Genomic DNA, 22,144 nt, shown 5'->3' on the forward strand with positions numbered 1-22,144 from the left:
GCAGCAGCCGGCCGGTGGCGATAGTGCGTCGGTTGGTGGCGCTGACCTGGAAGTGGCCGTGAGTGGGGCGTTCAAGTCGTGGCCCATGGCGTCGGTGACGGTCGAGTGCAAGGTGTTCAGCGAGGTCGAATTGTGCACGACCGCCGCACGCAGCGCCCTGGCAGCGTTGTCCGGCTCCCGGCGGTCAGGTGTGGGAGAGGGCGAAGGAGACCAGGAAGCCGCTCACCGTGATCAGGCCGATGGCCAGGTGAGCGTCCTCGAACGCCTCGGGGATCATCGTGTCCGCGATCATGGCGAGGATCGCCCCGGCGGCCACCGCGGTCACCGCGGCGATCACGGCGGGAGAGAAGGACCCGACCACCGTGTAGCCGAGGACGGCCGCCACCGTGCCGGCCGCGGCGATCGCCGCCCAGACACCGAAGACATACCCCCGTCCACGGCCGGCCTTCTTCATACCCGCCGAACTGGACAGCCCTTCAGGGACGTTGCTGATGAACACCGCAGCCACGGTCACCAGGCTCACCGCACCGCCGTCCAGCAGACTCACCCCGATGACCGCCGACTCCGGCACCCCGTCGAGCAGAGCGCCGAGCGCGAGCGCCGTCCCGGATCCGCCCTGCTCGGCCTCCGAGGGCTGCGCTTTGGTCCGCTCGTGACCGGAGCGCTTGCGGTGACGCGCGCCCCTGCGGGCCAGCCACACGTTGCCCCCGGTGTAGGCGAGGGCGCCGATCAGGGTGCCGACGGTCGCCGGAGCAAGCCCCGCCTGCTCGTACGCCTCCCCCACCAGTTCGAAGGAGACCGCTGAGATCAGCACCCCGGCGCCGAAGGCCATCACCGTCGCGATCACCTTCTGTGGCACCCGCAGCCCATAACCCAGCGCGGCACCGAGCAACAGTGCCGAACCCGCCACCAACCCCCACAGACCAGCCTCTACCACTTCCGTCATGCCGCCTCTTCTACCCGCTGTGCATGGGCATCAACGAGCGGCTGCAGCGCGCGTAATGCGTCAGGATGAGGTCGGCGAGCTCCTGCTCGACCATGGCGGGGATCGACGGAGCACGCCGGCGCTTACGACCCTCATACGGTCAGAGCGGCCGGGGGAATGAGGAGCGCCTGGCCGTGGGGGCGAACGTGTAGACGGCAGGTCTCGGGGTGCCGGGGACACGCTCGTGAGTGAGGTGGATGTCGGCCGGGCCCGCGGCCAGGGCCGTGAAGATGAGCCCGATGCCGCGTGTGCCGAGGAGAGCGAGGGGCCGTGTGAGGGCTTGGAGGGACTCCGGCAACCGCTCAGGGCCGGGTTGGTGCGCGGTCTTGTCGTGCCTGTCGCGCCCGTCGTGCCCCTCGCGCCTGCCGTGCAGCGGAGTCATGTCGGTTCCCTTCCCGGTGCGGCGCGCGGGACGGATCGTGGTCTCGCGCGCCGTCCGTCGTGGTGGATGTGTCCGGCGATCGGCCGCCGCCACGCCGTCACCTGTGCCGTGTCCCGGGCTGCGTGTCCCGGGCTGCGTCACGGCGCCGCTGATGAGTGCGAGATGCATGCCGGATGCGAAGGCATCTCGGGCTCGTTCGATCAGTGCGGTGTTGCCCGTGGTGCGGCCAATGTGGTCGGCGGCGGCGAGGGAGGAGCGTGCCGCGTGCGCGACCGGGCCGGGGAGCCCGCCGGTGTCGAGTTCGTCGCGGTACCGAGCACTCTTGAGGGTGCCGAGCACGACGATGCCCAGCGCGCCGCCGAGTTCGCATGACAGGTCGTTCACAACGGCTCCCACGCTCGGTAGGCGTGGCGGCAAGGCGTCGGTGATCGCCGCGGTGGCGGGTGTCGTGGCGAGGCCCATGCCCGCACCGAGTGGCCTGAGTGGTCCCCGAACAGCATTCTCCCTAACGGTAGTTGAGCTCGGCGAGCTCGGTGGCGAGCTTCTTCGGCAGGGACGTGCGGCCGAGCAGCGGGAGCACGGTGTTGCGTGCCCCCCGGGCCATCGGGTTGCGTGTGGTGGCGAGGCGGGTCATCCGGTGGGTGAAGGCGACCACCCTCTGGGCGACGGGACGGCGCTGCGCCTCGTAGCCGTCGAGCTTGCCGTCGGCGAAGGCCCGGCCGAGAGCGTGGCCGTCCTGGATGCCGGTGTTCATTCCCTGCCCGCCGGCCGGGCTGTGTACGTGGGCGGCGTCGCCGGCCAGCAGCAGGCGCCCCGCCCGGTAGTGTTCGGCGACCCGGTGGTGCACCCGGAACCGTGACGACCATGCGAGGTCGGTGACCTGGGCCTGGCCGGGGGCGCGTTCGTCGAGCATCTGCTGCACGAAGTCGAGGTCCGGTGTGGCGGGAGCATCGTCCACGGTGGCGACGACCCGGTAGTGGCCGCCGGGGAGCGGGGCGACGACGGCGAGGCCCGCGGTGCCGAAGGTGAGCGAGACCTCGGCGGGGCCCGGGGCCCAGTCCATCACCACGTCGGCGAGGACGAAGGACTCGGCGTAGGCGCTGCCGGTGAAGGCGATGCCCGCCGCTTCGCGCACGGTGCTGTGCATGCCGTCGGCGCCGACGGCGTACGCGGCGCGCAGCGTCCGGCCGGACGTCATGGTGAGGGTCACCCCGTCCTCGTCCTGGACGACGGAGGCCACTTCGTAGGGTCGGTGCACGTCTCCGCCGAGCGCGCGGAGCCGGTCCAGCAGCACGTTCTCGGTCTCGTACTGCGGGACCATGAGCGTGTACGGGTGGGGCGTGGCCAGCCGGTCGAACGGCACGGTCAGCAGTCTGCGGGCGCCGTCGCGGACGGCGAACCGAGTGACCTGGACGCCTCGCGCGATCAGTTCCTCGGAGGCTCCCAGCTCGTCCAGGACCTCCAGGGTGCGGGCGTGGACGACGGCGGCACGCGAGGTGTTCGCTCCCTCGGCCAGCCGGTCCAGGACGACGAAGTCGATGCCGGCCGAAGCGAGCGTGACGGCGAGCGCGAGCCCGGTCGGGCCGCCGCCCACGATGGCGACCTCCGTGCGGTCGGGGAGTGTGGTGGCGTTCATGTCGTCTCTCCTCCAGGACGCGTCAACAACTGTTTGCCAACACTTGTTGGCCAACGTTCGTTGACATGATGCGCGGCTGTGCACTGGAAAGTCAACATGCGTTGGCCTACAGTCGTTGACATGACGCAAGCCGCCAAGATCACCGGGACCGATCGGCGTTCGGACCGCACCAAGGCCGCGATCCTGCGCGCCGCGCGCGAACGCTTCGCAGCCCAGGGCTACGAACGCACCACCATCCGGGCCGTGGCCTCCGACGCCGGCATCGACCCGTCGATGGTCATGCGCTACTTCGGAAACAAGGCCCAGCTCTTCGACGCGACACTCGCCATCGACCTGCGCCTGCCCGATCTGACGGGCATCCCGGCGGACAAGCTCGCCCAAGCCCTGGTGCGGCACTTCATCGAACGCTGGGAGGGCGACCCGGCCGACGACGCTCTGCTCGTCCTGATGCGGTCGGCGGTCACCAACGAACAGGCGGCGGCGCGGATGCACGAGATCTTCGCGGCGCAGGTCGCCCCGACGCTCGCCGCCGCCCTGGGCCCGGAAGTCGCCGCGCAGCGCGCGGGCCTGGTCTCCGCGCAACTCCTCGGCCTCGGGCTCACCCGCTACCTGCTGCGCCTCCCGGCAGTGACCACCCTGACGCCGGACGAGATCGAAAGAGGACTGGCCCCGGCCATCCAGGCTGTCCTCGACCCCGATTAGGGCCGTCGGCCGCCAACGCCCTTAGGTAGTCGAGCGAACGTGTCCTGGTTGAACGGATGCAGACGTCTTCGCCGCCGGTACACACCCGAGGCTCCACGGCAACGTTCCCAGGGACCTGCCGAGTTGCCTCCCGCCGATGGGTACGCCGGCTTGCTCCTAGCGGTCGGCCTGTGTGGCGCCGTCCAGGACCTGGCGCAGTCGATGCGCGAACTCGTCCGGCTTCCCCGCATATCCGAACTCGCCGTCCAGGAACCCTCCGTGATGGCTCGGGAACACGCTCACCTGCTGTCCGAGCAGTTCAGCGGTCGCGACGGAGGTGCGGTGGGTCAGCGCGTCCTTGGATTCCTCGCCCACCGCGATCACGACACGGGTCGGCGCGGCGGCGATCGCGTCGGCATCCGGCCGATAGCTGCTGACCGCCCATGACCGGTCCGACAGCAAGGGATCGTCGCGTGAGCCGTCGTCCTCCGTGGGCATCCCGAACTCGGCAGGATCGGCCTCCGGCTGTGCGAAGTACGCGTCGGTGAACTCTCCCTTCCACGACGTCATCGCCACGAACGCAGCCATCCCGGCCCCCCATCCCCGCTTCTCGTAGGCCTCGCGCACTCCGGCCCGCGCCCGCACGGCCGCCGGGCCGTCGGGCGTGAGGGTGATGAGCGGCGGCTCGTGCGCGACCAGGGTGGTGATGTCTGCGGGATACGTCGCCACGACCGCGAGCGCGGTGACGGCTCCCCCGCTGCTGGCGAACATCTCGACCGGCCCGGCCCCGAGCGCCTCGATGACGGCGTGCACGTCGTCGGCCTGGGTCTGCGGCGTGTGGTCGACCCGCCCGTCCTTACGCGTGCTGCGACCGAGGCCGCGCGGGTCATAGGTGACCACGGTCCGCTCGGGCAGGCGCGCGGCGAGCGCGGCGAAGCCGGTAGCGTCCATGGGCTGCCCGATCATGAACAACGGCGGGCGTCCATCGGTGGTCGGCAGCGGCCCGCGAACGTCATGGACGAGGTCCGCGCCGGCTGTCTCGAGTGTGTGCGTCTCCATACCTGTGCAGACCGGCCCCGCCCCCGAAACTCATCGGCGCTGCGGGCATCGCAGGCATATCGGCCGCGTCCGTGAGCGAGCACACCGCGACATGCGGGACGCGAACCTGGTCCTGACCGGGTGCGCGAAGATGTGGACTCAGCGTGGGTGGGAGTCCTCGGGCTGGCTCCGTGAGGGTTGTCTGCGCACGGTGCGCCAGCGCGACCGGGTCTGCTCGACGATGCCGTCCCACTGGCGGCGGACCTCGTCCTGGGAGGGACGCAGGCCCTGCCGGATCCGGAGGAGTTCCTCTCGTACCTCCCGCCCCAGCGCCGACGACAGGACGAGGACGAGCATGGCACCGAAGAGGACCGAGGCCATCCCGAATGCCGCGCCGGCCGCGCCGTAGCGCGAGGCGTAGGAATTGAACAGGCGCGGCAGGTAGACCGTCGCGAGCACCGAATAGGCCGCGGTCAGGACAGCGGCGCAGACCGCGAACGGGAGCAGGGCCGCCCCGGCGAGCCGCTTCGCGGAGAGGATGCGGCCGCTGAAGGTGAGGAAGGCGGTGGTGACCGGTACCTCGCACACCGCGGCTGCCAGCCCCAGCCGTCCCCCGCCCAGAGCCACGTAGAGCCAACCGATCACCGCGGTGTAGAAGCTGAGCACGCAGATCCACCACAGGCCGTTGCGCGTGTTGCGCACACCGAGCGGCTTCAGCTCCCAGGTCTGCTCGAACAACCGCTGCATGGTCCGGGAAAAGCTCAGCACCGAGATCGCCAGAAACACCGTCCCGAAAACACCGACGCCGGCACTCGCGGTGTCGGCGGAGAAGACCGCCCGGACCGCCTCGGCGCCTTCACCGGTGAGGCCGTAACGGTTGATGATCCGGTCCGCGGACTCACTGCCGAAGACGGCACCGCTCACCACCGCCAGCGGGATCAGCGCGGTCAGCGCACCCGAGGCCAGAGCCATCGCGCGGTCGAATCCCGCGATCCTCTGGAACCGGCCGATGACACGCAGCACGAACGAAGGACGCAGCCAGAACGTCAGCGTTCTGATCAGCCGCTCGCGGTTGATACGCGCCTCCCGCCCTCCGCCCGTCCAAGGTCACATGTGGCGAAGCGAGCCTAAGGGAGCTTCGGACCCGAATCGGCGGGCGACACAGGTACGGGACGGGGGACGTACCGCGGCTCTGACGCCCAGCCCCACGAGGACGACCGCGGCAACGCCCGGCACCAGCTGCCGCCTCCCGATGTCCGCCGCTCGGCACGAACCCGTCGTCGACGCCGCCGAAGATGTCGTACGCCTGGACCGCCCGGCGGGATCTACGGCCGCGTGGCGTGGCCGTGGAGTCCGAGCCTGGTGATCGTGCGGCGGAGCGCGGTGCGGATCGCCTGCGTTGTCGACGGGTCGAGCGGTGCGGAGAGGTGGTCGATCTCCAGACCCGCGACGACCGAGAGAATGATCTCCGCGTCCGTCTCGGGATCGTCCGAGCCGAGCCGGGTCGCGACGTGACCGACCTGGATCTGCAGCGCCTGGCGCCAGGCCCGCGAGACCCGCGCGAGATCCGGCCTACGGGTTGCTTCGATCAGGAACTCGTACTCCGCGACCAGCCTCGTTCGCGCCTCGGTCAGTCCGTGCTGGATGAACGCCGTGAGGTGCTCGGCGACGTCGTCGGCGTGGTCGCCGTCCACCACACCCGCGAAAGCCGCGAGGACCCGGTCCGCCTCCCGGCGGGTGTGCAACTCGAACGCCTCGAGGATCAGATCGTCCTTGGTCTTGAAGTAGTAGCCGAGAGCTCCGAGCGGCAGTCCCGCTTCCGTCGCGATGGCACGCATGGACAGTCCGGCCAGTCCCTTGTCCCCGATGACCCGCAGGGCTGCTTCGAGGATGGCCGCCTTGCGGACCCCGCCGCGCTCGGTCAGTACGGGGGTGTCTCGTTGCTGGGCGGATCCGCCGGGCCGGCTCATGTCTTTCCTCGTCCCCTTCCCCTGTGGGTGACCGTCGGGCGTAGCACGACGGCAATGCATGGCGCAGTGGCCGCACGGTAGCAATCGCGGAGCAGCCCGCCTGAGCGGTGAGGCTGCCGCAGCCTACCACTCGACCATGACTGGTACGAACGTACAACTTATATCGACTCACGAGTAGGCAGCTCAACAAGCCATTGCCAGAGCGCTTCGACATCCCTACTGTGACGAACGTCCAACTCATTCACGGCATCGAGCATCCAGGAATCCGAGGTTGATCACCACATGAACCCGACCAACGCCGACGGCCGGCCCGTCGCGATCATCACCGGGGTCGGCAGCACGTCCGGCATCGGCTTCGCATGCGCCGAGCGGTTGGCCGACGACTTCTCACTGGTGATCACCTCGACCACCGCACGCATCCACGAGCGGGTGGCCGAGCTGGCGGGCCGCTGCCCCGTCCGTGGGGTCGCGGGCGATCTCACCGATGCCCGGTTCGCGGAGTCGGTGGTGGCCGAGGCACTGGACGCCTTCGGGCGGATCGACGTTCTGGTCAACAACGCCGGCATGGTCTCGGTGGCCGAGCCCGAGGACCCGTCCAGCGTCGCCACCGCCTCGGACGAGCAGTGGCGTTCCGCCCTGGCGCGCAATCTCGACACCGCCTTCCACATGACCCGCGCCGCCCTCCGGCCGATGCTCGACCGCGGATACGGCCGGGTGGTGAACATGTCGTCGCTCTCCGGTCCGGTGATGGCGTACAAGGGCGACATCGCCTATCACACGGCCAAGGCCGCCCTGATCGGCCTCACCCGCTCGGCAGCCATGGACACGGCCTCGCGGGGCGTCACGGTCAACGCCGTCGCCCCCGGCTGGATCGCGACCGGAGGGCTGGACGAGCACGTCGACGCCCTCGGGGCGGCAACGCCGGTGGGTCGCGCCGGGCGTCCCGAGGAGGTGGCCGCTCTGGTGGCGTTCCTGGCCTCGCCGGAGTCCTCCTACGTCACGGGACAGCTGTTCGTGGTGGACGGCGGCAACTCCATCCAGGAGGAGCGCGGGCTGAGCCCGACAGGCGACCCCGCGTCACTTTTCACGCATTAGCCCTTTGCAGGCCCGTACGGCCTCTTGCCCGCACGGCCTTTTGCCCGCCGCCTATCGCCCGCACTGCCCATTGCCCGCACTGCCCATTGCCAAGAGGAGCGAAGAATGGACCTGAACTATTTGTCGGCCGAGGACATGCTGGGGGCGTTTCGGCGGCGCGAGCTGTCCCCGGTGGAAGTCCTGGAGTCGTTGATCGAGCGGGTCTCCAAGACCAGCGAGGTCAACGCGGTCGCCGAGGAGATGTTCGACGAGGCCCACGAGGTCGCGCGGGCGGCCGAGGCCAGGTACGCGGGGAAGGGTTCGGCGCCCCGAGCGCTCGAAGGTGTCCCGGTCGCGGTGAAGGAGGAGATGCCGATCGCCGGCCGGTCCCATCGGCTCGGCTCCCTACTGACCGAGGGCACCGTCGCGACGCGCACGCAGCCGATGGTCCAGCGGCTGATCGACGCCGGTGCGGTCCTGCACCTGCGGACCACGACACCGGAGTTCTCGATCGCCGTGACCACCCACTCCGAGCTGTGGGGCGTCACACGCAATCCGTGGAACCTCGACTACAGCCCCGGCGGTTCGTCGGGCGGCTCGGGTGCGGCACTGGCAGCCGGACTCGCCCCCCTGGCCACCGGCTCCGACATCGCGGGCTCCATCCGGGTGCCGTCGGCCCTGTGCGGCGTCGTCGGGTTCCGGCCCCCTTACGGGCGGGTGCCGTCGCTGCCGCCGACCAGTCTCGACACCTACTGCCAGGACGGGCCGATGGCCCGCACGGTCACCGACTGTGCTCTCTTCCAGAACGTCATCGCCGGACCGGACCCCGTCGACCACACCTCGGTCCCCGCTGCTCCACCGCTCCCCACGACCTTCGGATCGTGTGCGGGACTGAAGGTCGCGCTCGCGGTCACCATCGGTGACTTCCCCGTCGTCCCCGAGGCCGTGGCCAACATCGAGCGCTTCGCGAGCGCCCTGCGGGATGCCGGGGCCGAGGTGACCCAGGTGGAGATCCCGATCACCCGCCAGTCGATCATGGCCACCGCCATGGCGCACTACGGCCTCCTCCTCGGGCCGTCCGTACGGGAGTGCGCGCCGGCCGACGACCCGAGGTGGTCCCGGAACGTCCTCGACGTCGTCGAGGCGTGCGAGGCGGCCCTGAAGAGTCTCGGCACCCTGCGGACCGTCGAGGAGGAAGGCCGTATGCATGCCGTACTCGCCGGGATATTCCGCGACCACGATGCCCTCATCTGCCCGACCATGGCCACCACCGGCTATCCGGCGGACGCCACCTCCGCGGAGTCCGTCGAGCTTGCCGAGGGCGTGCGGTTCGCCAACCTCGTGGGCCAGTGCCTGACCCAGCTTTTCAACATCGCGAGCCGGCATCCGGTCCTCAACGTGCCCTCGGGCCGTGCCGGCAACGGCGTGCCGACCGGGGTGCAGATCGTCGCCCGGCCGTTCGACGATCTGACGGCGTTCCGTCTCGGGGCGGCCGCCGAGGCACGTCTCGGCCTCTGGAGCGACCCGGACTGGCGTCCGGAGCCGGCCCACCATGGCTGAGACGCGACGGCCGTCCACCGAGGAAGCCACAGCCGACGTCACCGTCTCCGCCGCCTCCTCCCCCGCACCCGCACCCGGCACCGGCCCGACGTTGTCGGAGCACGACGCGGCCCGCCTCCTTCGCGAGGAGTGGGGCATCGACGGCCGGCTCACCGACCTGGGCAGCACACAGGACCAGATCATGCTGGTCGAGAACGCCGTGAACGGGCGACGACACGTCCTGCGGGTGACCCCGGCCGACGGCGGTGCCGAGGCGGCCCACGCCGAACACCTGGCGATCCGTCACTTCCGGTCCCGGGATCCGGGTCTCGTCGTACCGGCAGCCGTCCAGACGCTGCGGGACCATGACCTGGTCGACCTCGACGGGCTCCGCATACGGCTGCTGGACTGGGTTCCGGGCACACCGCTGGGCTCCGCCGCGCACCTCTCGCCGAGGGCACTGCGCTGCCTCGGCCGACTGGCCGCGAGATCGGTCACCGCACTCGCCGGGTTCGACCACCCCGGGCTGCACCGTCGCTCCTCATGGGATCCACGCCACGCGGTCGAGACCGTGTCGGACCTCACCGGCCGCTTCACCGACGCGGAGAACGCCCTCATCGAGCGGGCGCTCGCTCCGGTCGCCGAGCTCATCGCTGCCGACACCGCGATCGCTGCCGACACCGCGGACGACACCGTCGGCGACATCGCCGGGCGGTTGCCGGAACAGGCCGTGCACACCGACATCCACGAGCACAACGTGGTCGGTGACGTCGCTGCCGACGGAGAGTTCGTCCCGACCGGGATCATCGACTTCGGGGACCTGGTGTGGACGTGGCGGGCCGCCGAGATCGCGACGCCGATGCTGGCCGCCGTCGCACGTACTCCCGAGGACCCGCTGGGAGCGGTACTGCCCGTCCTCACCGGGTACCTCGACCGGCTGCCCTTGTCCGAGGCGGAGGCGGACGCGCTCTGGACGCTGGTGCGTGCGCGTGCCGTACTCTGCGCGGCGCTCCAGACCGTCGCGTCGCAACAGGATCCGGACGACGAGGGGGTCGCCGAGGTCGCCGCCGAGGACTGGCGGGCGTTGCGCGCCGTGCTGGAGACCGACCCGGCGCTCGCGACGGCGGTGGTGCGCCGGGCCTGCGGCTTCGGCGCGCCGGAGACCGACCTGGCCGATCTCGTCGCCCGGCAGCCGCCGAGCCCGATCCTTCGCGGCCAGGAGTTCGGTCCGCTCCGGCCGGTCGATCTGAGCGTCGAGTCGGAGCTGTTCTCTGCGGGCGACCGGCTGGACGGCGGGGCCTTCCCACTGCTCGGATCCGGCACGGAGACGGCCGTCGGGCGCTTCGACGAGGTCCGCCTCGGCCGACCGGACCAGAGCGACCTGGCCCCCGCCGCACTGCACCTGGGCGCTGATCTGTTCGTCCCCGTCGGCACGGAGGTCTTCGCCCCGTTCGACGCCACGGTGGTCCGGGCCGACGATCGAGCCGTCGTGTTGCAATGCCGCGTCGAGACCACGACGTTCTTCGTCAGGCTCGCCGGAGTGGTCACGCACTTCCCCGTCGGGCACACCGTGCGCCGTGGTGCCGAGGTCGCGGTGGTAGCGCCGCCCATCGGCCCGCTGCCTGCCCACGTCCACGTCCAGCTCGGGCTCTCACCCGACCTGCCGGGCCACGGCAGGGTCCGGGACCGTGCGGCCCTGCTGACGCTCTGTGCGGACCCGTCGCCGCTCGTCGGGACGCCCGTCCGGGCGGAGCGGAAAGAGACCGTCGAGCGCGTGCACGAGCGGCGGGCGAAGTACGTGGCCGGCGCCCAGTCGACGTACTTCGACCCTCCCGTGCGGATGGTCCGGGGGCGGCGGCACTGGCTCTACGACAGCGCGGGCCGACGGTACCTCGACATGATCAACAACGTCGCGGTCGTCGGGCACTCGCACCCCGCGCTCACCTCGGCGGCGGCTCGGCAGATGGCGTTGCTCAACACCAACTCCCGCTTCCTGTACGACGCCATGGGCGAGTACGCGGAACGGCTCGCCGCCACCCTGCCCGAGGAACTGCACACCTTCTTCTTCGTGAACTCGGGCAGCGAGGCCGTCGATCTCGCCGTCCAACTCGCCCGGGTCCACACCGGGCGTCGCTCGGTGGTCGTCGTCGAAGGCGCCTACCACGGCTGGACCTCGGACGTGTTCGCCCTGGACACGCTTCCCCATGACCGCCCGCGCTGGCGCGAGGAGCTCGACGATCACGTCCACGTCGCCGAGACGCCCGACCCGTACCGGGGACGCCACGGTGCCCGCGCGGAGCCGTATGTGGAGTCCGTGCGGCGAGCCTGCGCCGAGGCGGGCCCGGGCGGTGGCGTGGCCGCGTTCGTGGCCGAGCCCCTGCTGGGCAGCCAGGGAGGAATCGTTCCGCCTCCGGGATACCTGGCCGGGGCCTACGCCGCCGTGCGCGAGGCGGGCGGGGTGTGCATCGCCGACGAGATCCAGGTCGGGATGGGGCGGACCGGTCCGGCGTTCTGGGCGTTCGAAGGCCAGGGCGCGACCCCCGACATCGTCGCCGCGGCGAAGGCGACCGGCAACGGCCATCCTCTCGGTGTCGTGGCGTGCCGGGCCGAGATCGCGGCGGAGTTCGGCCGACGAGCCGGGTTCTTCTCCTCCACCGGCGGTGGCCCGGTTGCGTGCCGGATCGGTACGGCGGTCCTCGACGTCCTGCGTGACGAACGCCTGCCGGAGAACGCGCGCACGGTCGGCGCGTACCTCGGCGGCGAGCTCAACACCCTGGCGGCGCGCTTCCCAGAGATCGGCGCCGTCTATGGAGAGGGCCTCTACCGCGGGGTCGACATCGTCGTACCGGGCGGCCACAAGGAGCCGGCGCCCGCCGCCGCAAACCAGATATGCGACCGCATGCTCGATCTCGGTGTCGTCATCCAGCCCACCGGAGTCGCGCTCAACGTCCTGAAGATCAAGCCGCCCCTCTGCTTCGACACAGCGGCCGCCGATTACTTCCTCGCCCGGTTCACCCAGGTGCTCGAGGAGCGGGCGCGATCCCGCGCGGCCTCGGCCCGGTCGGTTCACCGGCACCCCACGACCGGGCAGGGTGGCGAGGGAAAGGAATGAGCCCATGACCGGAACACCCGCCTCTGACACGGGGATCGAACTGCACCATGTCGATCCGGTGCCCGAGTCCCACCGACGAGGGCGCCCCCGCGACCTCTTCCACGTGTGGTTCGCCTCCAACCTGAACGTCGGCAACGCCATCTTCGGCGCGATCATCTACTCGGTCTGCCGCAGCATCCCGCCGGCCCTGCTCGCCGCCGTCATCGGCAACCTGGTCGGGACCGTCCTCATGGCCCTGCACTCGATCCAGGGTGCCAGGCTGGGGATTCCCCAACTGATCCAGAGCCGGGGCCAGTTCGGCTACCTCGGTGCCCTGGTGCCCGTCGTGGTGGGGTCCGTCATGTACGTCGGGTTCACGGTCTCCGTCTCGCTCGCGGGCGGAATCGCGCTCAAGGTGGCCTCGGACGGCAGGATCCCGCTGCCCCTGGCCACGTCACTGGTCGCCGCGCTGAGCGTGGTCCCCGCACTGATGGGCAACCGGGCCATCCACGTCGTCGCCCGCTGTGCGACGTGGCCGCTCACCGTCAGCCTGATCGTCGTCAGCGCCTACACGCTCGTCCGAGGGGACGGCGTGGCGGTGACGTCCGGTCCGGTGTCGCTCACGTCGTTCCTCGCCGGCACCGGGGTCGCCGTGACGTTCGCGCTCACCTACGCGACGGCCGTCTCGGACTACTCGCGCTACCCGCGACGGCCGTCTCGGACTACTCGCGCTACCTGCCGAGCGACGCGTCGGGCCGGGCGGTGTTCTGGTGGACGGCGGCCGGGGTGTTCCTGTCGTCCACCTTCTGCTGCGTCATCGGTGTGCTGCTCGCGGCGAGGTTCGCGGCCGCGGACGTCTTCCAGAGCGCCGGTGCGGCGCTCGGTGGGGGCGCGCTCGCGGCCGTCGTCCTGGTGGTGACCGCCCTGGGCCTGGCCGTGACGAACATGCTGAACCTCTACGGCGGGATGCTGAACTTGATCACCGGCCTGTCGACCTTCGTCAAGATCCCGAACTCGTTCAGGACCCGTGCGGCGATGATGCTGCCGACCCTCGTCATCGGCGTGGGCCTGGCCGTCACGGCGTCACAGGACTTCACCGGCAACCTGACGGCGTTCCTGTCGTTCCTGCTCTTGCTGCTCATTCCCTGGGGAGCGGTGAACCTCGTGGACTTCTACCTCGTCCAGCACGGAGCGTACGACGTCCCCGGCATGTACACCCGCAGCGGAAGGTATTGGAGCGACCCGGCCACGTGGACCCACTACGGAGTCAACCTCAAGGTCCTCATCGCCTTCCTGACCGGCGTGGTGTCCGGCATTCCGGCCATGAGCAACGCCTGGTACGTCGGTCCCGTCGCGCGACAACTCGATGACGCCGACCTGTCCTGGATTCCCGGCATGGTCGTCACCTCGGTCGTCTACCTGGCGCTCGTCCGCGCCGGCCGCGCCACCCGGGGAGAGTCGTCCACGGCAGTCGCGCGCCCGCACGGGACGTCTCCGCCGTGACCCGGGCCCCGGCACGCCGCGGCCGAGCCGCAGGTTCACGGGTGAACGTGTTCGGTCCGTCCGGCGTCGGTGATGCGGAAGGACAGGTGCGCGCCGTGGGGTGTGTCCTGGACCGTCAGGGTGCCTCCGTGGGCGGTGGCGATGTCGCGGGCGATGGCCAGGCCGAGTCCGGATCCGCCCGCGTCGCGGGCCCGGGCCTCGTCCAGTCGGTGGAAGCGCTGGAACACCCGCTCGCGGGAGGCTGCCGGGATGCCCGGGCCGTCGTCGATGACGTCCAGTCCGTCGGCCGTGACCCTGATGGTGATCCGGGAGGCGGCGTGGCGGACCGCGTTGGCGACGAGATTGGCGACCATGCGTTCCAGGTGGGAGCGGGTTCCGGTCACGATGACGTCGGACTCCAGCTCCAGCGTGATCTTCACCGGGGCCGGGCGTGCCGCGGCCTCGGCCGCCACCTGAGCCAGATCGACGTCGGTCCCCATCAGTGGTTCGCCGCCGTCGAGCCGGGCGAGGAGCAACAGATCACCGGTCAATTCCTTGATGCGGGCCACGTCGGTCAGGGCCTCGGTGACGAGGTCGGGTGCCTGCGTCATCCCGAGTTCGAGCCGGGCGCTCAGCGTGGCGACCGGGTTGCGCAGTTCGTGGGCGGCGTCGGCGACGAACTGCTTGTGCCGGTCCACCGCGGACTCCAGCTGGCCCAGGGTGACGTTCATGGTCCGGGCCAGGCGTGCCACCTCGTCGCGGGTGACGGGCTCGGGCACCCGCCGGTGGAGGTTCTTGGCGGTGATGTCGGCGAAGGTGGCCCTGATCGATTCCACGGGGGCCAGCACCCTGCCCATCAACTGCCATGTCATGACGGCCATCAGCACCACCAGCGCCGGGACACCCACCAGGAGCAGCTGCTCGAGCGTGTCGAGGGCGTCGCGGACAGGGGCCAGGGAGACCCGGGCCCTCACCGTCACCGGGCCGTCGACGGTGTCCACGACCTTGCTGGCGGTCGCGTAGCCGTCGGCCATCACCACCTTCTCCCCACCCGTGCCGGCGCCGTGCCCGCTCTGCGGCGGCGTCGGCGACGCGCCGCCGTCCTCGCCGGGTGGAGCGGCGTCGAGGAGCGGTTCCTCCTTGAGTGCGGCGGCACTGGCCCTGACCTTCCGAGTGGCCTCGTCGGCGACGCCGCCTTCCAGACTGTCGTGCATCGTGAGGACCAGCACGAGGGAGGCCGCGGTCAGTACCGTGGCGACGATGACGGTCGCGGCCAGGGTGACCCGCAACCGCACCGACAGCCGGTTCACGGAAGCTCCAGAAGATAGCCGCTGCCTCGCACGGTCGTCAGGGTGCGGACCGCGAAGGGTGCGTCGATCTTGCGGCGCAGGGCACTGACGTAGACCTCGACGATGTTGGGATCGCCCTCGAAGGCGAAGTCCCAGGCGTGCTGGAGCAGTTCCGTCTTGGTGACCACCTGGCCGGCGCGGCGGGCCAGCAGGTGCAGCACCGCGAACTCCTTGGGGGTGAGCGCGATGTGCACGCCGCCGCGCCGGGCGCAGGCCGCCGCCGGGTCCACCTGCAGATCGCCCACCTCGATGACGGCGGGCCGTTCCTGAGCACCCCGGCGGACGAGGGCCCGCAGCCGCGCCAGCAGCACCGCGAAGGAGAACGGTTTGGCCAGGTAGTCGTCCGCGCCGCTGTCCAGCGACTGGACCTCGTCGAGTTCACCGTCCATCGCGGTCAGCATCATGATCGGTGTCCAGTCGCCGGCTTCGCGCAACTTCCGGCACACGGCGAAGCCGTTGAGGCCCGGCAGCATCACGTCCAGCACGATCGCGTCGTACCGGTGCTCCCCGGCCATCCAGACGGCCTCGCTGCCGTCACCGACCACGTCCACGGCGAAACCCCTGTCCACCAGTCCGGACTTGATGACGTCGGCGAGTCGTTGCTCGTCCTCGACCAGAAGCAGGCGCATCCGCTCAGTTTCCGCCATCCGAGCTGAAAAAATCCTGAAGACGTCCCTCAGAACCACTTCAGGTACAGCCCGGCAGTCTCATCGCCATGAACACGATCACTCCACGCTTCCGTGGCAGGCGTCCGGCGACGGCCGGCGCCCTCGCCGCCCTGGTACTCACCGGATGCGGCACCAGCCAGGCGGCCATGACCCCGGACCGGAACAGCACCACGCCGAGGGCTCTCGCCGGAATCTGCGCGGCCGCCACAGAGCGAAACGGCATCGTGCACTGCACGAAACTGTTCCCGGGAACGAAGCCGATCCGACTGCCGGGCGACCCGTCCGGCACACAGCGCTACGGAGCCATCAAGCGCGACGGATCGAAGTTCTCCACCCGCGGCGGCGATCTGCCGCTCGCCGCCGCCGTCACCAAGCAACTGAAGGCGGACGCCGAGGACGGCCGTACCGCCTACGCGAACACGATCTACCTCGCGACGCTCTCCCAGGGCACCGTCACCAAGATCAAACCGGTCGCGGACATCGACGAGAACGCCATCCTGCAGGCCGCCTTCGCAGGCCGGGCCATGGAGGGCACCATCGGTGTCCGCACCCGACAAGGTGACTACGCCTCCGACGCAACCCTCCCCGTCCGTATCGAACTCGCCGAGTCGGCGCTCCACGGGGAACTGCCCGGCAAGATCACCAACGCGACAAGGGCCGTCCGAAGCGCCAAGGGCTCGTGCCTCGCCCCACTCAACCGCACCGAGGCGAATCCTCTTGTCGGAGGGTTCACCGCCAAGATCACGCTTGAGCGCTACCCCTCCATGCATGCGGCGTACGACGACGAACTCGTCCTCAAGTGGAAGAACGGCGCGAGCAACATGGGCCGCGCGTACTACCCGAGCATCGCGACTCTGCTCGGCGGAGACCCCCTCGGCCGGACCTGGCAGGCAGGGCTCCACGGCACACCCACGGCCGGCCCGGGCGTCACCCTCCGCCTCGTCAGCGGCGGCGGCGGAACCTGCTGACGACATGACCGGACAACCATCCCGCCCCTACGGCACCCCCACCGCACCCCGCGTGGCCGTACGCGGTGAAGCCCCCCTCGAAGTCGACCCCGACCTCGCCCGTATCGGCATCACCGTCACCGCCCGCGGCAACGATCGAGGCGGCACCCTCGGCGACCTCGCCCGCCGGAACACCGCCGCACTCGACCTCGTCAGAAGCTACGGCGACGTCGTCGAACGCCTGGAGACCGGCACGCCGGCCATCACCCCTCAACTCACCGAACGGGGCCGCCGCGAACGCGTCCGCGCCTACCACGGCCACATCCGCACCACCGCCGAACTCACCGACTTCACCGCCCTCGGCGAACTCACCACCCGCCTCGCCGAACTCGACCTCACCGGCGTCGACGGTCCCTGGTGGGCCCTGCGCCCCGACTCACCCGTCCACCGCACGGCACGCCTCACCGCCGTCCACGACGCCGTCCGCCGCGCCCGCGACTACGCCGAGTCCCTGGACTCCACACTTGTCGCCCTCCTCGAGCTCTCCGACAGCAGCCTCGACGCCCCGGTGTCGGCCGAACACGACCCGTACGGCGCTGTCGGCACCGAGGGCTGCGACGGAGCCGAACCGCCGGACGCCCTCCACCTGCAACCCGAACGACAGATCGTCTTCGCCCAGGTCGAAGCCCATTTCGTCATGACTCCACCACGACTGGGACCGCAACCACGGATCGTCGGACGGCGATGATCTGCCCCCGCCCGTGCGACCGGTCGGCGGCCTTGTCCAGCCACTCGGCGGGGGTGGACCCGACGGTTGCCGGATGGGCGCGGGGCGGACCGGCTCGCAGGCTGGAGGCATGACACATCGTGCGCGGCGCAAGGAGCCCGACACCCCCCTCGCCCCACCGTCCGACGAACCGGGGCGTGACGTGGTCCCTCGCAGGGGCGACTTCCTGGAGTTCCTCGGCCTGGTGCTGGGAGCGGGCGCCCTCGTCCTGCTCGTCGTACGCCCCGAGGTACCCGAAGCGCTGGTACGCGCCCTCTCCTCGGGCACCGCCGGACTCGTCCGCTGAGCCGCCGCACGATCACGCTCGGCCCGCCACACCCTGTCGCGGTGCCGGACGGACCGCAGAAGGAAGGAAAGCTGTGAACACCGCATCCGCCCCGACGACGGATGAGACGACGTCCCTGTCTGCCCGGGAGACGGTCAGAGCGCTGTACACGTATGTCCGCCCGCACCGCTGGGCCGTCGCCCTCGGTCTGCTGTGCGCCCTGGTCGGCGCCGCCGGAGGGCTGTTGCAGCCGTTGGCCACCAAGGCGCTGGTGGACCGGCTGGCGTCCGGTGGCACCGTCGCCGGGATCCTGATCGCGCTCACCGTCCTGGTGGTGCTCGGCACCGCCGTGGAGGCGTTCGGCGCGTATGTGCTGGAGCGGACGGCGGAGTCGGTGGTGCTGGCCGCCCGGCGCACCGTCGTGGGGCGGCTGTTGCGGCTGCGGATCGCGGAGTGGGAGCGGATCCCGCCGGGCGATCTGATGTCCCGTGTCACCTCGGACACGACCCTGCTGCGGGCGGTCAGCACGCAGGCGGTCGTCTCCGCGGCCACGGGCGCGGTCGCCTTCGTCGCGGCGGTCGTGATGATGGCGTTCCTGGACATCGTGCTGCTGGGCGTGACGCTCGGTGTGGTCGTGCTGGTCGGCGGGGCCACGATGCTGGTGATGCCGAGGATCGCGCGGGCCACCGAACGTTCGCAGGAGGCGGTCGGGGAGATCTCCGTCGCGCTGGAGCGGGCCTTCGGGGCCTTCCGCACGGTGAAGGCGTCCGGTGCCGAGGCGCGGGAGACCGCCCGGGTGGACGCGGCGGCGCGGCGGGCGTGGCGGCACGGTGTGAAGAGCGCGAAATGGGAGGCCGTGGCCGGCTCGGCCGACGAACTCGCCGTCCAGCTCGCGTTCTTGGCGGTGCTCGGGGTCGGCGGGGCGCGGGTCGCGTCCGGCGAGATTCCCGTCTCCACCCTCATCGCCTTCCTGCTGTACCTCTTCTACCTGATCGAACCGGTCTCGCGGCTGGTCGACGCCGTGTCCTCCTACCAGGAGGGAGCGGCCGCGATCTCCCGGATCACGCAGGTGAACCACCTGGCGACCGAGCCGGCCGACCGTGAACCGGTCGGCCTGCCCCAGCAGGGGGCGGCGGCGTCCGGTCCGGCGTCGGTCCGCTTCGAGGACGTGTCCTTCCGCTACCGTTCCGGCCTCCCGCATGTTCACCAGCAGGTGAGCTTCGAGGTGCCGGGCAGCGGGATGACGGCCTTCGTCGGTCCCTCCGGTGCGGGCAAGTCGACGGTGTTCGCGCTCATCGAACGGTTCCACGAGGCCACCGGCGGCCGGATCCTCGTCGACGGCAAGGACGTCCGGGACTGGCCTTTGGCCGAACTGCGGTCCGCCATCGGGTACGTGGAGCAGGACGCCCCGGTGCTGGCCGGCACCCTGCGGGAGAACCTGGTCTTCGCGGCGCCCGCCGCGACGGACGACGACATCCGTGAGGTCCTGGCCCGCACGAGGCTCGATGCCCTCGTCGAACGCCTGCCCCACGGCCTCGACACCCCGGTCGGACACCGCGGTTCGAAGCTGTCGGGCGGCGAGCGGCAGCGCATCGCCATCGCCCGCGCCCTGCTGCGGCGGCCCCGGCTGCTGCTCCTGGACGAGGCGACCTCGCAGCTCGACGCCGTCAACGAGCTCGCGCTGCGGGACGTCGTCGCGGAGGTGGCCCGCGAGACCACCGTGCTGGTGGTGGCCCACCGCCTGTCGACGGTGACCGGCGCCGACCGGATCGTCGTCATGGACGCCGGACGGGTCCGCGCCGTCGGCACCCACAAGGAACTGGTGACCGAGGACCCGCTGTACGCGCAACTGGCGGCCACTCAGCTCCTGACCCCCGCCCGATGACCCCTGGCACACCCGGTTGTCCGGTCGGCCGTCGCCCCACTCCCGGCCGGACAACCACCGGCCCCCGCACGCGCCGAACGGCCGCCGGTGGTGGCGGCGTTGCCCACGACGGTGCTGCTGTGGGGGCCGGTCTCGGCCGGTGGGGCTCCGCAGGCATCGCGTGCGTGGCCTTCGGGATCAACACCGTCCTGCTGCTCGGCTGGGGCCTGCTCGCCTCCCGGACCGCAAGCCGCAAGCCGCAAGCCGACGGAACAGCATGTCAGTCCGTGTTGAGGGGCACCCTCAGCCGCACCCGGTAACCGCCCTGCGCGGTCGGTCCCGCGTCCAGGGTGCCGTGCAGGATGTCGGCCCGTTCCCGCAGACCGACCAGGCCCTGCTGCGAACCGGGCAACGAGAGGGAGGGGCGTGTGGGAGGGCTGTTGGTGACGGTCACCCCGATGCCGTCGCCGTCCTGCCACAGCTCGACACGGGCGTCGGCACCGGGCGCGTGCTTACGGACGTTGGTCAGGGCTTCCTGGACCGTGCGGTAGAGGGCGCGTTGGGCGGGTGTGCCCACGGTGGGCGGCAGCTCACCCGTCAGCTCCGTGTGCGTGCCGCTGGACGCCACCAGTTTGCGCAGGTCGGCCAGGGTGGGCTGCGGAGTCAGATCGGTGGTCCTGCCGCCGGAGGCACGCAGCAGCGTGACCATGGTGCGCAGCTCGTCGAGGGTGGTGACGCTCAGCGAACGGATCGTGCGGGCGGCCTCCTTGGCATCCGCGTCCTTGGTGGCGACCTGCAACGCCCCGGCGCGTACGGCGATCAGGCTGACCTGGTGGGAGACCACGTCGTGCATCTCGCGGGCGAGCTGGGCGCGTTCGCGGGCGAGCACGGCCTGGGCGTGCAGGGTGCGCTCGTGCTCCCTGGCCTCCTCGACCTCGACCAGCCGCCGCGCCAGGTCCCGTTGCGCCTGGAGAAGCTGGCCGAACAGGACCGGGGCGACGCTGGTCGCCAGGCAGTACACGAAGAAGACCAGGGTCATGGTCCGGTCCGCCGCGGCCAGGGGCCAGGGAGCACTGCTCGCGACGGCGGCCAGGACGACGCAGACCGCGAGGAGACGGCGGTTGCGGGAGCGCTCGGACAGGGTGAACAGCGCCGCGAGCACCGCCACGGCGACCTCCTGCATCAGCGCGATGGGCAGGGTGAGCAGGAACACGCCGAGCGGGAACCGGCGCCGGAACGCCAACGCGACGCAGCCGACGGCGGCCAGCACCATCTCCAGGCGCGTGTGCCCCCACATGCTCACCACCCGTACGTCCACGGCCGCCGCCACCACCAGAACGATGTCGACGACGGGCGCGGGAACCCGCTGCCACACGGCACGTGCACGGCTCACCGGCCGGCCCCCGACCGGGTGCGCTCGTCGAGCAGACCGGCCCGCTGCGCCAGGAGCGCGGCCTGCACCCGGCCTGCCACCCGCAGCTTGCCGAGGATCGCGCTGACGTGGTCCTTGACCGTGCCCGCCCCCAGATGGACGCGCGCCCCGATGTCCGCGTTCGACAATCCCTCGGCGACCAGAACGAGGACGTCACGCTCCCGCGCGGTGAGCAGGCGGACCCGGGCCGCCTCCTCGTCGACCGCCGCCTCGGTACCGGAGTGACTGTGCAGCAGGGTCCGCGAGGCCTTGGGCGACAGCACCACGCCGCCCGCGGCCAGGGTGCGGACCAGGTGGGCCAGCTGGTCCGGCTCGGTGTCCTTGAGCAGGAACCCGGCCGCGCCGGAGTGCAGCGCGGTCAGGATGTACTCGTCGGCGTCGAACGTGGTCAGCATCGCCACGACCGGGGCGTCCGGCATCGTCCGCAGCTCGCGCAGCACGGTGAGCCCGTCGACGTCCGGCATCCGGATGTCCAGCAGCACGACGTCCGGCCGCTCCCGCCGTACGGTCTCCACCGCGTGGCCGCCGCCCGCGGTCGCGACGACCTCGATGTCCTCGGACGCGCCCAGAATGAGTTCGAAGCCCGAGCGGACCAGTGCCTCGTCGTCGACCACCACTACCCGGATCACGCGCTCCGCCTCACCTTCGTTCATCCGTCCGGCCCCTGCCGAATCGACCCTAAAGCCACGTACGACTCCTGCGGCCCGGCGAGCGGCAGCTCCAGCCACACGGCGGGGTAGCACCCACCAGTCGGCAGGGGCACGGCAGCCTTGTGCCGGGTAGTCCATGATCGGCCCATTCTCCAGCCTAGGGATCATGACCCGTCACCCGGACTCCGCACAGCTCACGTCCGATACCGCGTCCCCTGAGAGCGAGCATGGCAAGCCCTCCTTCGGTGCCTCCCCGAGGCAGACCACCCGGCAGGCTTCGGTAGCGCCCCCGCCGACCGGCAGG

19 protein-coding genes and 1 pseudogene are annotated in these 22,144 nt (G+C 70.9%); 10 read left to right on the top strand and 10 right to left on the bottom strand.

The features are described from left to right. Positions 1-184 precede the first annotated feature (184 nt). From PYR72_RS01480 to PYR72_RS01490, 3 genes are all read right to left on the bottom strand, one after another. Positions 185-946, bottom strand: coding sequence for a ZIP family zinc transporter (locus PYR72_RS01480; RefSeq protein WP_275453438.1), 762 nt, complete (start codon positions 944-946; stop codon positions 185-187). A gap of 139 nt (positions 947-1,085) precedes the next feature. Further along, positions 1,086-1,751 (bottom strand): hypothetical protein, encoded by a 666-nt coding sequence (locus tag PYR72_RS01485; RefSeq protein ID WP_275453439.1) that lies wholly within the window; start codon positions 1,749-1,751, stop codon positions 1,086-1,088. Between the two features lie 121 nt (positions 1,752-1,872). After that, positions 1,873-3,003: an FAD-dependent monooxygenase gene (locus PYR72_RS01490; RefSeq protein ID WP_275453440.1), complete on the bottom strand. Its 1,131-nt coding sequence runs from the start codon at positions 3,001-3,003 to the stop codon at positions 1,873-1,875. A gap of 120 nt (positions 3,004-3,123) precedes the next feature. Between PYR72_RS01490 and PYR72_RS01495 the strand changes: the two genes are divergently transcribed. Then, positions 3,124-3,705, top strand: a complete 582-nt coding sequence (locus PYR72_RS01495) for a TetR family transcriptional regulator (protein ID WP_275453441.1) — start codon at positions 3,124-3,126, stop codon at positions 3,703-3,705. A gap of 156 nt (positions 3,706-3,861) precedes the next feature. Here PYR72_RS01495 and PYR72_RS01500 read toward each other — a convergent pair whose 3' ends face one another. From PYR72_RS01500 to PYR72_RS01510, 3 genes are all read right to left on the bottom strand, one after another. Then, positions 3,862-4,743, bottom strand: coding sequence for an alpha/beta hydrolase (locus PYR72_RS01500; RefSeq protein ID WP_275453442.1), 882 nt, complete (start codon positions 4,741-4,743; stop codon positions 3,862-3,864). Between the two features lie 138 nt (positions 4,744-4,881). Continuing rightward, a complete protein-coding gene (locus PYR72_RS01505) occupies positions 4,882-5,745 on the bottom strand; it encodes a hypothetical protein (protein ID WP_275453443.1) in 864 nt (287 codons plus the stop codon). 302 nt (positions 5,746-6,047) lie between these two features. Beyond that, positions 6,048-6,692 (bottom strand): TetR/AcrR family transcriptional regulator, encoded by a 645-nt coding sequence (locus PYR72_RS01510; RefSeq protein WP_275453444.1) that lies wholly within the window; start codon positions 6,690-6,692, stop codon positions 6,048-6,050. A gap of 282 nt (positions 6,693-6,974) precedes the next feature. Here PYR72_RS01510 and PYR72_RS01515 point away from each other — a divergent pair, with 282 nt between their 5' ends. The 5 genes and pseudogenes from PYR72_RS01515 to PYR72_RS01535 all read left to right on the top strand — a co-directional run bounded on the left by PYR72_RS01515 (position 6,975) and on the right by PYR72_RS01535 (position 13,899). Further along, positions 6,975-7,787 carry an SDR family NAD(P)-dependent oxidoreductase gene (locus tag PYR72_RS01515; RefSeq protein ID WP_275453445.1) on the top strand — a complete coding sequence of 271 codons (813 nt, stop codon included), beginning with the start codon at positions 6,975-6,977 and terminating at the stop codon, positions 7,785-7,787. Between the two features lie 105 nt (positions 7,788-7,892). Further along, entirely contained in the window at positions 7,893-9,326 is a 1,434-nt protein-coding gene (locus PYR72_RS01520) for an amidase (protein WP_275453446.1), read from the top strand. After that, complete coding sequence (locus PYR72_RS01525; RefSeq protein ID WP_275453447.1) at positions 9,319-12,417, top strand: aminotransferase; 3,099 nt, start codon at positions 9,319-9,321, stop codon at positions 12,415-12,417. Before PYR72_RS01520 ends, PYR72_RS01525 begins: the two co-directional genes overlap by 8 nt. 4 nt (positions 12,418-12,421) lie before the next feature. Then, a pseudogene (locus PYR72_RS01530) lies at positions 12,422-13,036 on the top strand (cytosine permease); the annotation flags it as partial. Next, positions 12,928-13,899: a cytosine permease gene (locus PYR72_RS01535; protein ID WP_275453448.1), complete on the top strand. Its 972-nt coding sequence runs from the start codon at positions 12,928-12,930 to the stop codon at positions 13,897-13,899. The pseudogene PYR72_RS01530 and the gene PYR72_RS01535, both read left to right, overlap by 109 nt. Positions 13,900-13,934: 35 nt before the next feature. On the opposite strand, the gene PYR72_RS01540 is transcribed toward PYR72_RS01535, so the two are convergent. Next, entirely contained in the window at positions 13,935-15,188 is a 1,254-nt protein-coding gene (locus tag PYR72_RS01540; protein WP_275453449.1) for an ATP-binding protein, read from the bottom strand. After that, complete coding sequence (locus tag PYR72_RS01545) at positions 15,185-15,856, bottom strand: response regulator transcription factor (RefSeq protein WP_275453450.1); 672 nt, start codon at positions 15,854-15,856, stop codon at positions 15,185-15,187. Before PYR72_RS01545 ends, PYR72_RS01540 begins: the two co-directional genes overlap by 4 nt. 86 nt (positions 15,857-15,942) lie before the next feature. Between PYR72_RS01545 and PYR72_RS01550 the strand changes: the two genes are divergently transcribed. From PYR72_RS01550 to PYR72_RS01565, 4 genes are all read left to right on the top strand, one after another. Beyond that, the gene (locus PYR72_RS01550) at positions 15,943-16,863 is read left to right on the top strand and encodes a hypothetical protein (protein WP_275453451.1); all 921 of its coding nucleotides are present in this window, start codon (positions 15,943-15,945) and stop codon (positions 16,861-16,863) included. Between the two features lie 4 nt (positions 16,864-16,867). After that, positions 16,868-17,590 (top strand): SIMPL domain-containing protein, encoded by a 723-nt coding sequence (locus tag PYR72_RS01555; RefSeq protein WP_275453452.1) that lies wholly within the window; start codon positions 16,868-16,870, stop codon positions 17,588-17,590. A 109-nt stretch (positions 17,591-17,699) separates the two neighbouring features. After that, positions 17,700-17,915 (top strand): hypothetical protein, encoded by a 216-nt coding sequence (locus PYR72_RS01560; protein ID WP_275453453.1) that lies wholly within the window; start codon positions 17,700-17,702, stop codon positions 17,913-17,915. 73 nt (positions 17,916-17,988) lie between these two features. Next, a complete protein-coding gene (locus PYR72_RS01565; protein ID WP_275453454.1) occupies positions 17,989-19,779 on the top strand; it encodes an ABC transporter ATP-binding protein in 1,791 nt (596 codons plus the stop codon). 259 nt (positions 19,780-20,038) lie between these two features. Here PYR72_RS01565 and PYR72_RS01570 read toward each other — a convergent pair whose 3' ends face one another. After that, positions 20,039-21,151 carry a histidine kinase gene (locus tag PYR72_RS01570; protein ID WP_275453455.1) on the bottom strand — a complete coding sequence of 371 codons (1,113 nt, stop codon included), beginning with the start codon at positions 21,149-21,151 and terminating at the stop codon, positions 20,039-20,041. Next, the gene (locus PYR72_RS01575) at positions 21,148-21,843 is read right to left on the bottom strand and encodes a response regulator transcription factor (RefSeq protein ID WP_275453456.1); all 696 of its coding nucleotides are present in this window, start codon (positions 21,841-21,843) and stop codon (positions 21,148-21,150) included. Before PYR72_RS01575 ends, PYR72_RS01570 begins: the two co-directional genes overlap by 4 nt. Positions 21,844-22,144: the final 301 nt, after the last annotated feature.

The organism is Streptomyces sp. VNUA24 (assembly GCF_029167005.1).
Classification (GTDB): Bacteria; Actinomycetota; Actinomycetes; order Streptomycetales; family Streptomycetaceae; genus Streptomyces; species Streptomyces scabiei.